10 protein-coding genes are annotated in these 15,258 nt (G+C 71.0%); 5 read left to right on the forward strand and 5 right to left on the reverse strand.

Annotated elements, in window-relative coordinates:
* Window positions 1–71 precede the first annotated feature (71 nt).
* The 5 genes from recQ to LPW41_RS03100 all read left to right on the forward strand — a co-directional run bounded on the left by recQ (window position 72) and on the right by LPW41_RS03100 (window position 9,502).
* Window positions 72–2,114 (forward strand): DNA helicase RecQ, encoded by a 2,043-nt coding sequence (gene recQ, locus LPW41_RS03080; RefSeq protein ID WP_230704088.1) that lies wholly within the window; start codon window positions 72–74, stop codon window positions 2,112–2,114.
* Window positions 2,115–2,413: 299 nt separating this feature from the next.
* Entirely contained in the window at window positions 2,414–4,516 is a 2,103-nt protein-coding gene (locus tag LPW41_RS03085; RefSeq protein ID WP_230704089.1) for an acyl-CoA dehydrogenase, read from the forward strand.
* Window positions 4,517–4,639: 123 nt separating this feature from the next.
* On the forward strand, window positions 4,640–5,212 hold the full coding sequence (locus LPW41_RS03090; protein WP_230704090.1) for a DNA-3-methyladenine glycosylase I: 573 nt from the start codon (window positions 4,640–4,642) through the stop codon (window positions 5,210–5,212).
* Window positions 5,213–5,396: 184 nt separating this feature from the next.
* On the forward strand, window positions 5,397–6,944 hold the full coding sequence (locus LPW41_RS03095) for a DEAD/DEAH box helicase (RefSeq protein WP_230704091.1): 1,548 nt from the start codon (window positions 5,397–5,399) through the stop codon (window positions 6,942–6,944).
* 218 nt (window positions 6,945–7,162) lie between these two features.
* Complete coding sequence (locus LPW41_RS03100; protein WP_144830116.1) at window positions 7,163–9,502, forward strand: excinuclease ABC subunit UvrA; 2,340 nt, start codon at window positions 7,163–7,165, stop codon at window positions 9,500–9,502.
* A gap of 243 nt (window positions 9,503–9,745) precedes the next feature.
* Here the strand turns inward: LPW41_RS03100 and LPW41_RS03105 are convergent, their stop codons facing one another.
* From LPW41_RS03105 to LPW41_RS03125, 5 genes are all read right to left on the reverse strand, one after another.
* Window positions 9,746–10,222 carry a dehydrogenase gene (locus LPW41_RS03105; RefSeq protein ID WP_230704092.1) on the reverse strand — a complete coding sequence of 159 codons (477 nt, stop codon included), beginning with the start codon at window positions 10,220–10,222 and terminating at the stop codon, window positions 9,746–9,748.
* Between the two features lie 162 nt (window positions 10,223–10,384).
* The gene (locus LPW41_RS03110; RefSeq protein WP_230704093.1) at window positions 10,385–11,137 is read right to left on the reverse strand and encodes an SDR family NAD(P)-dependent oxidoreductase; all 753 of its coding nucleotides are present in this window, start codon (window positions 11,135–11,137) and stop codon (window positions 10,385–10,387) included.
* A 95-nt stretch (window positions 11,138–11,232) separates the two neighbouring features.
* Complete coding sequence (locus LPW41_RS16990; RefSeq protein ID WP_222123896.1) at window positions 11,233–12,981, reverse strand: sodium:proton antiporter; 1,749 nt, start codon at window positions 12,979–12,981, stop codon at window positions 11,233–11,235.
* A 58-nt stretch (window positions 12,982–13,039) separates the two neighbouring features.
* On the reverse strand, window positions 13,040–14,278 hold the full coding sequence (locus LPW41_RS03120; protein ID WP_230704511.1) for an aminotransferase class V-fold PLP-dependent enzyme: 1,239 nt from the start codon (window positions 14,276–14,278) through the stop codon (window positions 13,040–13,042).
* 37 nt (window positions 14,279–14,315) lie between these two features.
* Window positions 14,316–15,254 carry a hypothetical protein gene (locus LPW41_RS03125; protein ID WP_230704094.1) on the reverse strand — a complete coding sequence of 313 codons (939 nt, stop codon included), beginning with the start codon at window positions 15,252–15,254 and terminating at the stop codon, window positions 14,316–14,318.
* Window positions 15,255–15,258: the final 4 nt, after the last annotated feature.

The raw sequence follows: 15,258 nt of genomic DNA on the forward strand, positions 1-15,258 counted from the left end.
GTCGTCCCCGGTCATCCCCCGACGGATGCCGGGGCGGTGTCGGTGTCGGTGGCCCGGGTTACCGTTGTCGGGTGACTTATCCCGGCGCCGCCTCCGAGCCCTACGCCGACGCGCCGCCCGAGCCGTTCGACGTCCCCGACGACCCGTACGCCGGCGCCGACTGGGACCCCGATCTGTTCGGGCCGCCCGACGACTTCGACGCCCCGCCCCCGCCCGTCGATCCCACGTCGGCATTCGCCCGCGCGGCGGCCGCGACGGGCACCGCGCGCGAACTGCCCGCGGTGCGCGACTTCACCGGGCGCGACCCGCGCGAGGTGCTGCACGAGGTCTACGGGTACGACGCCTTCCGCGGCGACCAGGCAGACATCGTGCAGCACGTGGTCGACGGGGGCGACGCCGTCGTTCTCATGCCGACCGGTGGCGGCAAGAGCGTCACCTACCAGGTGCCCGCGCTCGTGCGCCCGGGCACGGGCCTGGTCGTCAGCCCGCTCATCGCGCTCATGCACGACCAGGTCGAGGCGCTGATCGCCAACGGCGTGCGCGCGGGCTACCTCAACTCCACCCAGGCTCCGGCCGAGCGTCAGGCCGTTGAGCAGGCCTATCTCGCGGGCGAGCTCGATCTGCTCTACGTCGCCCCCGAGCGCCTCAACGGGGCGCAGACCCTCGGCCTGCTCTCGCGCGGCCGACTGAGCGTCATCGCGATCGACGAGGCGCACTGCGTGTCGCAGTGGGGCCACGACTTCCGCCCCGACTACCTCGCCTTGGGCGATCTTGCCGAGCGCTTCCCCGGGGTGCCGCGCATGGCTCTCACGGCCACGGCGACGCCCGAGACGGCGCAAGAGATCGTCGAGCGTCTGCGCCTGCGCGACGCCCGGGGGTTCGTGGCGAGCTTCGACCGACCCAACATCCAGTACCGCATCGACGCCAAGGTCGACCCGCGACGCCAGCTCGTGCAGTTCATCCGATCGCAGCCCGAGGGCTCGGCCGGCATCGTCTACGCCCTCAGTCGCAAGACCGTCGAGCAGACCGCCGCCTACCTGTCGTCGCAGGGGCTCAACGCCCTGCCGTACCACGCGGGTCTCGACTCGTCGGTGCGGGCGACGCACCAATCGCGCTTCCTCCGTGAAGACGGGGTCGTCATGGTCGCCACGATCGCCTTTGGTATGGGCATCGACAAGCCCGACGTGCGCTTCGTCGCCCACATCGACCTGCCCAAGTCGGTCGAGGGCTACTACCAAGAGACCGGTCGCGCCGGTCGCGACGGTGACCCCTCGGTGGTCTGGATGGCCTACGGCCTCGGCGACGTCGTGCAGCAGCGCCGCATGATCGACCAGTCACCCGGCGACCGCTCCTACAAGATGCGACTCGGTCAGCATCTCGACGCGATGCTCGCCCTCTGCGAGACGGTCGGCTGCCGTCGGCAGAACCTTCTCGACTACTTCGGGCAGCGCTCCGAGCCGTGCGGCAACTGCGACACGTGCCTCACCCCGCCCGACACCTGGGACGGCCTCGTCGCCGCACAGAAGCTTCTGTCGACGATCGTGCGGCTGCAGCGAGAGCGCGGCCAGGCCTTCGGCGCGGGACACCTGATCGACATCCTGCGCGGAGCCAAGACCGAGCGCATCTCGCAGCAGGGGCACGACCGCCTCAGCACGTACGGCCTCGGGGCCGATCTGAGCGACCAGGACTGGCGCAGCGTCATCCGTCAGCTGCTCGCCCGCGGCATCGTCGTCGCGCAGGGCGACTACGGCACTCTCGCGCTGAGCGAGGCCTCGGCCGGCGTGCTGCGCGGCGAGACGCCGGTGCCGCTGCGACGCGATGCGCTCGGCCGCACCGGCGGTGGGGGCGGCGGCGGTAGCCGGCAACGGAAGTCGAGTGCCGATGACGTGGCCCCCGGCGACCGCGACCTGTTCGAGGCGCTCCGCGCCTGGCGCGCCGAGAAGGCGCGCGAGCAGGGCGTGCCGGCCTACATCGTCTTCGGTGACGCGACCCTGCGGGCGATCGCCGCTGCGCGTCCGACTGCGATCGCCGATCTCGACGGCATCACCGGCATCGGTGCGAAGAAGCGCGAGGCGTACGGCGACGGCATCCTGACGGTGGTCGCCGCGAACTGAGCTCCGCACGGGTTCCGGTCCCTTCGACGGGCTCAGGGACCTCGCTCGGCGGGGGTGGCTGAGCTCGTCGAAGCCACCGCGAACTGAGCTCCGCACGGGTCCCGGTCCCTTCGACAGGCTCAGGGACCTCGCTCGGTCGCGCGCGACCGCTCAGTCCTCTCACGGGAATGTTGACCACCCACAACGACCTCTCGCAGCGGGGCCCGCGGGTGTTGTGCGTATCGCACAGGAGGTTTGGGTTGTCGTTGTGGGACACCTACCGTGAGAGTCGTCCTTTGCAACGTCGAAAGGTGCCGAGAATGACCGACGCCGCCGTCCGTCCCACCACGCCCGCCACGAGCACGCGTACGCCCGTCGGGGGTGCGCCCACCGCGCCGCACTCCGCCGCCGAGGCCTCCGAGGCGCGTATCGATACCAAGCGGGTCACCGACCTGCTGCTCGGCACCTGGGGCGACACCCGCCGCCAGGCGCGCGAGCTGATCAAGGATCCCGCCCTCTGGCGCGACGACAGCCTCGGCATGGACGCGCACCGCGAGCGCACCCTCAGCCAGCTGCACCTGCTGGTGCAGAACAAGGCCGTGCACCGCGCCTTCCCGAAGCGTTTCGGGGGCGAAGAGAACAACGGCGCCAACATCGCCGGCTTCGAAGAGCTCGTGGCCGCCGACCCGAGCCTGCAGATCAAGTCGGGCGTGCAGTGGGGCCTGTTCGGCTCGGCGGTGTTGCAGCTGGGCACGCGCGAGCACCACGACAAGTGGCTTCCGGGCATCATGAGCCTCGACATCCCCGGCGCCTTCGCGATGACCGAGACCGGGCACGGCTCCGACGTGTCGGCCATCGGCACGACCGCGACCTACCACCCCGCGACCGAGGAGTTCGTCATCCACACGCCGTTCCGCGGTGCGTGGAAGGACTACCTCGGCAACGCGGCCCTGCACGGCAAGGCGGCGACGGTCTTCGCCCAGCTCATCACCGACGGCGTCAACCACGGCGTGCACTGCTTCTACGTGCCGCTGCGCGACGACGAGGGGAACTTCCTCCCCGGCATCGGCGGTGAGGACGACGGCCTCAAGGGCGGTCTGAACGGCATCGACAACGGCCGTCTCCACTTCGACCAGGTGCGCGTCCCGCGCACCAACCTGCTGAACCGCTACGGCGACGTCGCCGCCGACGGCACCTACTCGAGCGACATCGCCAGCCCCGGTCGTCGCTTCTTCACGATGCTCGGCACGCTCGTGCAGGGTCGCGTGTCGCTCGACGGTGCCGCGGCCTGGGCCTCGGCCATCGGCCTCACGATCGCCATCACCTACGGCAACCAGCGTCGTCAGTTCGACTCCGGCAGCGGCACCCCCGAGGTGACCCTTCTCGACTACGGCAAGCACCAGCGTCGCCTGCTCCCGCGTTTGGCCACCACGTACGCGCAGATCTTCGCCCACGACGAGTTCCTGCAGAAGTTCGACGGCGTCTTCAGCGGTCGCCTCGACACCGACGCCGACCGCGAAGACCTCGAGACCCTCGCCGCGGCGCTCAAGCCGCTGTCGACCTGGCACGCGCTCGACACCCTGCAGGAGTCGCGCGAGGCGTGCGGCGGGCAGGGCTTCCTCTTCGAGAACCGCCTCGTGGGCCTGCGCGCCGACCTCGACATCTACGTGACGTTCGAGGGCGACAACAACATCCTGCTGCAGCTCGTCGGCAAGCGACTCCTCGCCGACTACGCCCGCCAGTTCAAGGGCAAGGACGCCAAGCAGCTGGCCGCCTTCGCGGTCGGTCAGACCGCCGGCAAGCTGTTCCACGGCGCGGGCATGCGTCAGCTCGGCCAGGCCGTGTCCGACTTCGGCTCCACCGCCCGTGCGGTCGAGCGGGGCCTGCGCGCCGAGCAGCAGCACGAGCTGCTCGCCGACCGTGTGCAGCAGATGATCGCCGACATCGCGGGGCGCCTGCGCCCGGCATCTAAGCTCTCGCGCGAAGACGCGGCGGCGCTGTTCAACGAGAACCAGGCGCAGCTGATCGAAGCGGCGCGCGCGCACGGCGAACTGCTGCAGTGGGAGGCGTTCACCGACGCCATCAACCGCATCACCGACCGCGACACGCTCACGGTGCTCACCTGGCTGCGCGACCTCTTCGGCCTGCAGCTCATCGAGAAGCACCTCGCGTGGTACCTCATCAACGGCCGCCTCTCCGCGCAGCGCGGGGCCGCGGTGTCGAGCTACATCGACCGCCTGTGCCGTCGTCTGCGCCCGCACGCGCAAGACCTGGTCGATGCGTTCGGCTACGGCCCCGAGCACATCCGGGCGTCGATCGCCTCGGGTGTCGAGGACGACCGCCAGAACGAGGCGGCCGCGTACTACGCCGAGCTGAAGGCGTCGGGCACGGCTCCCGTTCCGGAGAAGAAGCCCGGCAAATAACGCATCCGCACGAGAGCAGGCCGATCCGCGACGGGTCGGCCTGCTCTCGTGTCGGCCCCGTCCGCGAGGCAGGACGAGGTTCCGGATGCCGCGGTGTCGGAGGTCCCCTCTAGCCTGGGTCCCATGACCGATCTCGTGACCGGAGCCGACGGCATCCGGCGCTGCGCCTGGGCGGGCGCCGACGCCGAGTATCAGCGCTACCACGACGAGGAGTGGGGCACGGCGCTGCACGGCGACCGTCGCCTCTTCGAGAAGATGAGCCTCGAGGGCTTCCAGGCCGGGCTCGCCTGGATCACGATCCTGCGCAAGCGTCCGCGCTTCCGCGAGGTGTTCCACGACTTCGATCCGGCGGTGGTCGCCGCCTTCGGCCCCGACGACGTCGAGAGATTGATGCAGGATGCCGGGATCATCCGCAATCGCGCCAAGATCGAGGCCGTGATCGGCAACGCCGGCCTCGTCGAACGCATGGCCGACGGGGAGCTCGACGCCCTGATGTGGTCGTTCGCGCCGGTGGCGCACACCCCTCCCCGCACGTTCGCCGAGGTGCCCGCCGTCACCGCCGAGTCGACCGCCTTGAGCACAGAGCTGCGGCGCCGGGGTTTCCGCTTCGTCGGGCCCACCACGATGTACGCGCTCATGCAGTCCGCGGGCATGGTCGACGACCACGTCGCGGGGTGCTGGCGCGCGGAGGCGTGACGCCCCGCTAGACTGGTCTCATCGGGAGCCTTCGCTCCCTGCGTCGTCGAACGCACCGGCCCCTTCTTTCGGGCCTTTGACCTTCACGGCGAACGGATGCGCCACTCGGCGCCTTCGCCCACTTGGCCGCAGCTTCGCGGCATCCCGAATCGCCGTGCGCGCGTGCGCCGCGGCAGGAGTATTCATGACGTCCCAGACTTTCGCCGACTTCGGCGTGCCCGCCCCTCTCGTCGACGTTCTCGCCTCGCAGGGCAAGAACGACGCGTTCCCCATCCAGGCCGACACCCTGCCCGACACCCTGGCCGGCCGCGACGTGCTCGGCCGCGGCAAGACGGGCTCGGGCAAGACCCTCGCCTTCGCGCTTCCCCTCGTCGCCCGCCTCGCCGGCAAGAACGACCGCCGTCGTGGCCGCAAGCCCCGTGCGCTCGTGCTCGCCCCCACCCGTGAGCTCGCCAACCAGATCGACGAGGTCATCAAGCCCCTCGCCGCGGCCTACGGCCTGGTCACGACCACCGTCTACGGCGGTGTGAACCAGAAGCGCCAGGTCGACGCGTTCGCCGGAGGAGTCGACATCCTCGTCGCGTGCCCCGGTCGCCTCGAAGACCTCATCGGTCAGGGCTACGCGAGCCTCGACGACATCGAGATCACCGTGCTCGACGAGGCCGACCACATGGCCGACCTCGGCTTCCTCCCGGGCGTCACGCGTCTGCTGTCGCGCACGCCCGCCGGTGGTCAGCGCCTGCTGTTCTCGGCCACGCTCGACAATGGTGTGGACAAGCTCGTCAAGCGCTTCCTGCGCAACGAGGTGCTGCACTCGGTCGACGAGGCGCACTCGCACGTCGCGGCGATGACCCACCACGTCTTCGCTCCCGCCGACGCCGACGCCAAGAAAGACCTCGTGCAGACGCTCGCCTCGGGCACCGCGCGCCGCATCCTCTTCATGCGCACCAAGCACCAGGCCAAGAAGCTCGCGAAGGCTCTGACGGCTGCGGGTATCCCCTCGGTCGACCTGCACGGAAACCTGTCGCAGCCGCAGCGCGACCGCAACCTCGCCGCCTTCGGCGACGGACGCGCCAAGGTGCTCGTCGCCACCGACGTCGCCGCCCGCGGCGTGCACGTCGACGGTGTCGAGCTCGTCGTCCACGTCGACCCGCCCGTCGAGCACAAGGCGTACCTGCACCGCTCAGGCCGCACCGCCCGTGCCGGCACCGCCGGTGACGTCGTCACGATCATGCTCCCCGAGCAGCGTCGCGACACCCTCGACATCCTGCGCAAGGCCAAGATCTCGGCCACGCCTACGGCCGTGACCCCGACCTCTCCCGAGGTCGTCGCGCTCGTCGGCGAGGTCGCCGCCTACGTCAAGCCCGAGCCCATCGTGGCCCAGCCGCAGGGCGGCGGCCGCTCGCAGGGCGCCAACGCCCAGCGCAAGCGCGCACAGCGCACGCAGGGCACGGATGCCGTGGCTCCCGCCGCCGGTGGCGGTCGCCAGCGCCGCGGTCGGGGTGGCAGCGCCCAGGGCACCGATGCTTCCGCCGCCGGACGCGCCCCGCAGGGCGGTCGCGGCCAGGGTCAGCGTTCCTCCGGTGCAGGCCGCGGCCAGTCGGCCGCCGGTGGTCAGCGCACGGGTGCAGGTCGTCCGCAGGGCGCCGGGCGCTCGGCATCCGGAACCCCCACGACCGGCATGGTCGTCGGAGCACGCAGCCCCCGCACGAACCGTCGCGCCCAAGGCTGAGTCGACTTTCCCATTGCCCCCGCAGATCCGTCTGCGGGGGCATCGTCGTCTCCGGCGGCAGCTGCCGTCGTGCGGATGTGGACCACGCCGCGCCGGAGGCCGAACGCCGAGGAGCGGCGTGTCACCCGTCGGATCCGCACGGCAGCGCCTCCCGATCCGTCGCGCCTCGCGAATGTCGGAGGTCTCCGCCACACTGGGGTCGATCCGAGGAGACGCCCATGACCGAATCCGACGCCCACGACGTCATCCGCGTGCGCGGCGCCCGCGAGAACAACCTGAAGAACGTCGACCTCGACGTGCCCAAGCGTCGGCTCACCGTGTTCACCGGGGTCAGCGGGTCGGGCAAGTCGTCGCTCGTGTTCGGAACGATCGCGGCCGAGTCGCAGCGGCTCATCAACGAGACCTACCCCACGTTCGTGCAGCAGTTCATGGGCGAGCTGTCGCGGCCCGACGTCGACGCGCTCGAGAATCTCAGCGCCACCATCCGCGTCGATCAAGAGCGCATGGGCGCCAACGCGCGCTCCACGGTCGGCACGGCCACCGACGTGCACGCGATGCTGCGCGTGCTGTTCAGCCGGATCGGGCAGCCGCACGTCGGCTCGTCGCAGGCGTTCTCGTTCAACGTGCCGTCGATCTCGGGCGCGGGTGCCGTGACCCACGCGACCGGTGCCAAGAAGGGGCAGAAGGAGCGCCGCTCGTTCGAGATCACCGGCGGCATGTGCCCCGAGTGCGAGGGACTCGGTCAGGTCAGCGACATCGATCTCGATCAGCTCGTCGACAAGACGCTGTCGCTCAACGCCGGCGCCATCCTCGTGCCGGGCTACACCGCCGACGGCTGGATGGTGCGCGTCTTCAGCGAATCGGGCTTCTTCGACGCCGACAAGCCGATCGAGCAGTTCACCGAGCAGGAGCGCAACGACTTCCTGTACCGCGAGCAGACCAAGATCCGCATCGCGAACACCAACATGACCTACGAGGGCCTCGTGCCCAAGATCACGAAGTCGATGCTGCAGAAAGACCGCGACGCGCTCCAGCCGCACATCCGCGCCTTCGTCGACCGCGCGGTCACCTTCGTCGCCTGCCCGGCGTGCGAGGGCACCCGGCTCAACGAGGGTGCTCGCTCGTCGCGCATCGACGGAGTGAACATCGCGGATGCCGCGGCCATGCAGATCACCGATCTCGCCGCCTGGGTGCGCACAGTCGACGATCCGTCGGTCGCGCCTCTCGTGCAGGGGCTTCGCGAGACGCTCGACTCCTTCGTGCACATCGGCCTCGGCTATCTCTCGCTCGACCGCGCGAGCGGAACGCTGTCGGGCGGTGAGGCGCAGCGCACGAAGATGATCCGGCATCTCGGCTCGAGCCTCAGCGACATCACCTACGTCTTCGACGAGCCCACCGCGGGCCTGCACCCGCACGACATCCAGCGCATGAACGAGACGCTCCTGCAGCTGCGCGACAAGGGCAACACCGTGCTCGTCGTCGAGCACAAGCCCGAGGTCATCGAGATCGCCGATCACGTCGTCGACCTGGGCCCGCGAGCGGGGCGTGCGGGCGGCACGATCCAGTTCGAGGGCGACGTCGCAGGACTCCGTGCCTCCGACACCCTCACCGGGCGCTTCCTCGACCATCGGGCCCAGCTGCGTGAGAAGGTCCGGCCGGCCACCGGGTCCATGCCGATCCGCGGCGCGACCCAGCACAACCTCCGGGGCGTCGACGTCGACGTGCCTCGCGGGGTCTTGACCGTGGTCACGGGGGTCGCCGGCTCCGGCAAGTCGTCTCTCATCCACGGCAACCTGCCCGCGTTCGACGACGTCGTGGTCGTCGACCAGACCGCGATCAAGGGGTCGCGGCGCAGCAGCCCCGCCACGTACACCGGCATCCTCGACGCCGTGCGTGCGGCGTTCGCGAAGGCCAACGGGGTCAAACCCGCCCTGTTCAGCGCGAACAGCGAGGGCGCGTGCCCGGCCTGCCGAGGCCTCGGCGTGATCGTCACGCAGCTGGGCTTCCAATCGACGGTCGAGACCGTGTGCGAACTCTGCGAGGGAACAGGCTTTTCCGACGACGTGCTCGAGTACACCCTCGACGGCAAGAACATCGCCGAGGTGCTCGCGATGTCGGTCGACGAGGCGGCCGAATTCCTCACGAAGGGTCCCGCGGCCGCGGTGCTCGGTCGCCTCCGCGACGTCGGGCTCGGCTACCTGACCCTCGGTCAGTCGCTGAGCACCCTGTCGGGAGGCGAGCGCCAGCGGTTGAAGCTCGCGATCTCGATGGCGAAGCCGGGGGCCGTCTACGTGCTCGACGAGCCGACCACCGGCCTGCACCTCGCCGACGTCGACACGCTGCTGCGGCTGTTGGACCGCCTGGTCGACGACGGCAACACCGTCGTCGTCATCGAGCACCATCAGGCCGTCATGGCCCACGCCGACTGGATCATCGACCTCGGCCCGGGGGCCGGGCGCGACGGCGGTTCGATCGTGTTCGAGGGGACGCCCGCGCAGCTCGTCGAGCAGCGCTCGACCCTGACGGGGGAGCATCTCGCGCGCTACGTCGGCGCCTGAGGGGAGCCCCGGTCCCTTCGACGGGCTCGGGGGCCTTCCGTGCGACGACGGCCGCGTCTGGCGAAATGCCCGGTCCCTTCGACAGGCTCAGGGACCTTCCGTGCGACGACGGGGCCCGGTGAGCCCGGTCCCTTCGACGAGCTCAGGGACTTCCCGCGCGAAGTCGGCGGGCCCGGTGAAGTGTCCGGTCCCTTCGACAGGCTCAGGGACCTCCCCGCGCGACAGCGGCGGGGCGGCTGCGCCTCAGCCGTGCGTGTGGAGCGTCGCGTCGTGCAGGTGGCGGTCGCCGTGCGACAGCACCTTGACCATGACGCCGCGGCGACGCAGATCGGCGACCGCGCGCGTCTCGTCCTCGCGCGTGAGGCCGAGTGCGTGCACGCTCGCGACAACGAGGACGTCGCCGCGCGTAAGGGTTCCGAAGAACCGGTCGAGTCGACCCGCCCACCCCTCGAGCGTTTCGGGGGCGGGGTGACGGAAGCCCTCGATCGGAACGCCGAAGCGGGTCAGGTCATCGCGCTGCTGCTTGACCGACTCCATGTCGGGGCGTGAGACCACAAGGCCGACCAGGCGGGATCCCGACGGGCGGGCGCGCCACCAGTCGCGGTCGCTCTGCAGCTCGGTGAAGCACTTCGGGCACTCGGCAGCCGCGTGCGCGAGAGGCACGGGGCTGGTCCCGGCGGCATCCGCAGATGACGGCATCGTCGGGATCGGATCGCTCATGGAAACCTCCACCTCCATTGTGCCGTACGGCCCCTGCGAATCCCCCTTCCCGCCCATCGGTGGCCGTCCCGGCCGTGGCCAGCACACCCGCGTCCCGACCACCCACCGACGCTACGGGCCCGCCGCGCACTGCGCGACGGGCCCGGGAACGACGGGGCGGACTCAGTGGGCCGAGTACCCGCCGTCGACGAGGTGGTAGCTGCCCGAGATGAACGACGCGTCGTCGCTCAGCAGGAAGAGCGTGAGCGCGGCGACTTCGGCATCCGTTCCGAGGCGGCCGGCGGCGTGCTCGGTCTCGAGGTGCGCGAGCGCCTCGGGCGAGAGGCTGGCGCGCACGAGGGGGGTGTCGATGAAGCCGGGACCGACCGCGTTGGTGCGAACACCCTGCGCGGTGTACTCGAGAGCGGCGACCTTCGTGAGTCCGACGAGCGCGTGCTTGGTGGCGACGTAGGCGGAGCTCTGCGCGATGCCGACCGAGCCGAGCACCGACGCCATGTTGACGATCGCGCCGCCGCCCGAGGCGACGATCGCGGGCAGCTGGAACTTCAGTCCGTAGAAGACGCCGTCGAGGTTGATCGAGCGCACGCGGTCCCACGCGTCGACGTCGTAATCGCCGATGGTGGCCGCGGGGCCGCCGATGCCGGCGTTGTTGACGGCGAGGTGGAGGCCGCCGTAGGTCTGCTTCGCGAAGTCCACGGCTGCTTCGGAGTCCTGCCACTTCGCGGTGTTCTGCGCGAACGCGGCGGCGGTTCCGCCGGCCTCGGTGATCTGCGCGACGACCTTCTTCGCGGCGTCCTCGTTGATGTCGGTGACGACGACCGAGGCGCCTTCGCCGGCCAGCTTCCGTGCGATCTCGGCACCGATTCCGCTTCCGCCTCCGGTGACGAGGGCGACCTTCTGGGCGAACCTGCTCATGGATGCTCTTCTCTCCCGCCGTCGAGTCGCCACGACTTTCGCGGTGACCGCATGCGCATGAATGGAAACGGCGTGGAGGGGCGGGGTATTCCGGGTCAGTCGTCGTCGCCGTCGTCGATGCGCAGCTCGAGGCTGAGCTGGTCGGCGTCGAGCTCGGCGAGAGCGTGGCGCAGCGCAGCCGTGCTGTACCGGCCATCGCGACTGAGCGCCCCGAGGCGATGACGCATCGCCTCGATCGAGGCCAGGCGCAGCTCGAGCAGATCGCGCACCCTCTCGGTCGCCTCCTCGTCGGGCGGGCGCACGACGAGGGCCCCGGCGCGCTCGACCAGCTCGGGGGAGAAGGCGTCGCCGTTGCGGCGCGTCAGCGCGCCCGAGGCGACGGCCGAGACGGCGGCTTCGCGCAGCTCGAGGTCGAGAGCCTGCTGCTCCTCGCGGGACGGACCCTCTCCGCCCTTGCCGGTGAGTCCGACCGCGCGCACGACGGGCCCGAGGGTGAGTCCCTGCAGCACCAGGCTGAACAGCGCCACGAGGAACGCGACGAAGATCAGCAGCGGGCGCTGCGAGGTATTTTCCGGCAGCGTCTGCGCGGCCGCGAGAGTGACCACACCCCGCATACCCGCCCAGACGATGACGGTTCCGTGGCGCGCCCCCAGCGGGGTGTCGCGGTAGTAGTCGAGGTCGGCCATGGTGCGCGAGATGCGGCCGCGCATCCAGCCGATGCGCCGCTCCGCGCGCTCGGGGTTCGCCGCCGACGCGCCGAACTGCTCCGGCGCGTTGCGGTAGGCCTCTTCGAAGCGGTCGAGTCGTTCCTGCGCTCCGTCGATCCGCTCCTGATGGCGGTCGGCCCGCCGGCTGCGGCGACCCTGCACCCAGACGAGGTTCGACACGTACAGTGCCCGCACCGCGAGCGTGATGCCGAGGGCCGACAGAGCGAGCCACGTGCCGTGCCAGAGCCCCTCGTGCTCGCGCAGGTTGGCGGTGACGATGTCTTTCAGCTCGAGGCCGAACACGAGGAAGACCCCGCCCTCGAGGATCAGCTCGATCGTGCGCCAGTTCAGCCGGTCGCTCATGCGCTGCTCGGGGGTGAAGCGACGCGCCGCTCCCTGCCCGGTGACGATCCCCGCGACCACGGCGGCGACGAGTCCCGACCCGCCGAGGTGCTCGGTGGGGAGGTAAGCGATGAAGGGGATTGTGAAGCTCAGCGCGGTGTTCGCTGCCGAGTTGGTGACGCGCTCGCGCACGCGCAGATTCACCCAGCCGATGACCGCGCCGAGGACGAGGGCGATCACGACGGCCCAGGCGAAGTTGGCAAGGGCGTCGCCGAAGGCGAATCCGGATGCCACGGCGGCGACCGCCGTGCGCAGCATCACCAGCGCGGTGGCGTCGTTGAGCAGGCTCTCGCCCTCGAGCATGGTCACGACCCGCGGAGAGATGCCGAGGCGTTTCGCGATCGAGGTGGCCACGGCATCCGTCGGACTGAGGATCGCGCCCAGCGCGATGCCCAGCGCGAGGCCCAGCCCGGGGATGACCGCCCAGAAGAACACCCCGAGCACGAGCGAGCTGAAGACCACCAGCAGCACCGAGAGCCCCGCGATGGGGGCGAAGTCGCGGCGGAACTCGATCGCGGGCAGCTGCACGGCCGCGGAGTACAGCAGGGGCGGGAGGACGCCGATGAGGATGACCTCGGGGTTCAGCGCGAAGGGCGGAACGAACGGCAGCAGGCTCACAGCCGCGCCGATCGCGAGCAGCACGAGGGGCCCCGCGACGTTGAAGCGCGGCGCGATGACGGTGGCGAGGGCGACCACGACCACGCCGGCGACGACGAGGATGAGGGGATCGATCACCCTCCGAGGCTAGCCCTCCGCTCCCGGCGCCCTCGATGCGCGAGCCCGGTGTCGGCCCTCAGCTCTCGGCGCGGACGGCGGCGGCGACCGCCTCGAGGCCGGTGAGGGTCTCGGCGAAGCTCGTCGACAGCGGGGACAAGCCGATCCGCAGTCCATGCGGGTCGCGGTAGTCGGGGATGACGTCCTGTCGCCACAGGCGTGCCGTCACCGCGCGCATGGCGGGGTGTGACAGCGTGACGTGGCCGCCGCGCTCCGCGGGATCGCGAGGCGAGGCGAGCCGCACACCGAGCGGGGTCAGCAGCGCGTCGCTCGCGCGGAGGGCGAACTCCGTCAGCGCGATCGACTTCTCGCGCACGGCGGTGATCCCGGCCTCCTCGAGCAGGTCGAGGGTGTCCTGCATCGCGATCATCGCGAGCACCGGGGGAGTGCCCGACAAGAAGCGGCGCATGCCGTCGGCGGGCCGGTACACCGGGCCCATCGAGAACACGTCGGCCGCGCCCATCCACCCCTGCACCGGCTGGACGAGGGTCCCCTGATGACGCTCGGCGACGTATGCGAACGCGGGGGAGCCGGGCCCGCCGTTGAGGTACTTGTAGGTGCAGCCCACGGCGAGATCGGCGCCCCACGCGTCGAGCTCGACCGGAACCGAGCCGGCGGAGTGGCACAGGTCCCACAGCACGAGGGCCCCGGCGCGATGCGCGATCGCGGTGAGCTCGGTTCCGTCGGCGAGGAAGCCCGAGCGGTACGACACGTGACTGAGCAGCACCACCGCGGTCCGTCGACTCACGGCTGCTTCGAGCAGATCGGCATCCACTCCCCGCGCGGTGTCGACGTCGACCCACACGAGACGCGCACCGCGCTCGGCGGCGATGCCCTCGACGAGGTAGCGATCGGTGGGGAAGTCGTCTCGACCCACGACGATCTCGACCCGCTCGGGATCGGCGGCCATCTGGAAGTCGAGCGCCGCACGCAGCAGCTTGTACAACAGCACCGTGGTCGAGTCGCCGATCACGGTCTGATCGGATGCCGCGCCCAGGGCGACCCGCCCGATGCGGTCGCCGATGGCGAAGGGGAGGTCCATCCACGACTCGTCCCACCCGCGGATGAGACGACCGCCCCACTCCTCGGACACGAAGCGGGAGAGGCGCGCGGCCGTGGCCCGCGGCGGTCGGCCCAGCGAGTTGCCATCGAAGTAGACCAGCGAGGTCTCGGCTCCCACGAAGGCGTCGCGGTGGGCGGCGAGGGGATCGGCCGCGTCCGCACGTGTCGCGTCGCCGCGGAGCGAGCGGTGGGGCACCTCGAGGCCGTCGACGGAACCGAAGTCGGGGGTGGGATCAGTCGACACGGGTGAGCTCCTCGGTGGGGACGACGGTTCCGCGGCTGAGCCACGTCGGCACGTCGTCGGGGTCGGTGGGGGCGGGACCCGCGATGAACGTCGACACCGCGTCGTCGGATCGGACCGCCGGCCACGGATCGGTCAGCGCGGCGATGAGCGCGTCCCCCCGCACCCCGGCCTCGTGCAGGCCGAGCAGCTCCCGGCGGTTCAGGCCGACGGGCAGTGAGCCGTTGCCGAGGTCGGTGCCGTAGAGCACGCGCCCTCCGCGCGCGGCGAAGGCTCGGAGGTTCGTGATCGCCCGCGCGCGGTCGGCGCCCTTGTGGATGTCGAGCGTCGAGATCCACGCCAGTCCCCCCGACACCGCGCGCGAGATCTGCCGACGGGTCACGGGCTCGTCGAACGGTGTGTGGGCCAGGGCGTCGACTCCGGCCGCGATCGCCCGGTCGACCTGCCCGCGACCCTGGGCGTGCGCGACGGTCGGCAGACCGCGCTCCCGCGCCGACGCCACGATGGACGCGAGCTCCTCGTCGGACACGACCGGCCCCGCGTCGGCGTGCAACGCGATCTTGATGACCGAGGCCCCGGCATCCGCCTGCTCATCCACGGCGGTGCGGGCTCCGCCCTCGACTCCCGGATGCCGAGACGCGTCGGTGATCGTGCGCACGACGGGCGCCGGGGCCCACGACCTGCCCGAGGGGTATCCGCCGGGTGCGGTCAGGAAGGCTCCGGCGAACGACACTCGCGGCAGACCGGAGGCTCGTCGGGCGAGGGCCATCGGATCGCCGCCGAGGTCGACGACCGCGGCGATCCCGCGGGAAGGCAGGCCCGCGCCGTCGATCAGGTGCAGGTGCACGTGATGATCGACGAACGCGGGCACCGCCGTGCCGAGCTCTGCAGTGAGCGCGCGGCGCACCGGCCACGCGGCGGAGAGGGTCACGCCG

This window comes from Microbacterium sp. JC 701 (genome assembly GCF_021026215.1).
Taxonomy (GTDB): Bacteria; Actinomycetota; Actinomycetes; order Actinomycetales; family Microbacteriaceae; genus Microbacterium; species Microbacterium algihabitans.

Bases quoted from the DNA above. Each gene is read 5' to 3' on its own strand.
- LPW41_RS03110 (WP_230704093.1), bottom strand. From the start codon at position 11,137: ATGAGCAGGTTCGCCCAGAAGGTCGCCCTCGTCACCGGAGGCGGAAGC.
- LPW41_RS03100 (WP_144830116.1), top strand. From the start codon at position 7,163: ATGACCGAATCCGACGCCCACGACGTCATCCGCGTGCGCGGCGCCCGC.
- LPW41_RS03095 (WP_230704091.1), top strand. From the start codon at position 5,397: ATGACGTCCCAGACTTTCGCCGACTTCGGCGTGCCCGCCCCTCTCGTC.
- LPW41_RS03090 (WP_230704090.1), top strand. From the start codon at position 4,640: ATGACCGATCTCGTGACCGGAGCCGACGGCATCCGGCGCTGCGCCTGG.
- LPW41_RS03085 (WP_230704089.1), top strand. From the start codon at position 2,414: ATGACCGACGCCGCCGTCCGTCCCACCACGCCCGCCACGAGCACGCGT.
- LPW41_RS03105 (WP_230704092.1), bottom strand. From the start codon at position 10,222: ATGAGCGATCCGATCCCGACGATGCCGTCATCTGCGGATGCCGCCGGG.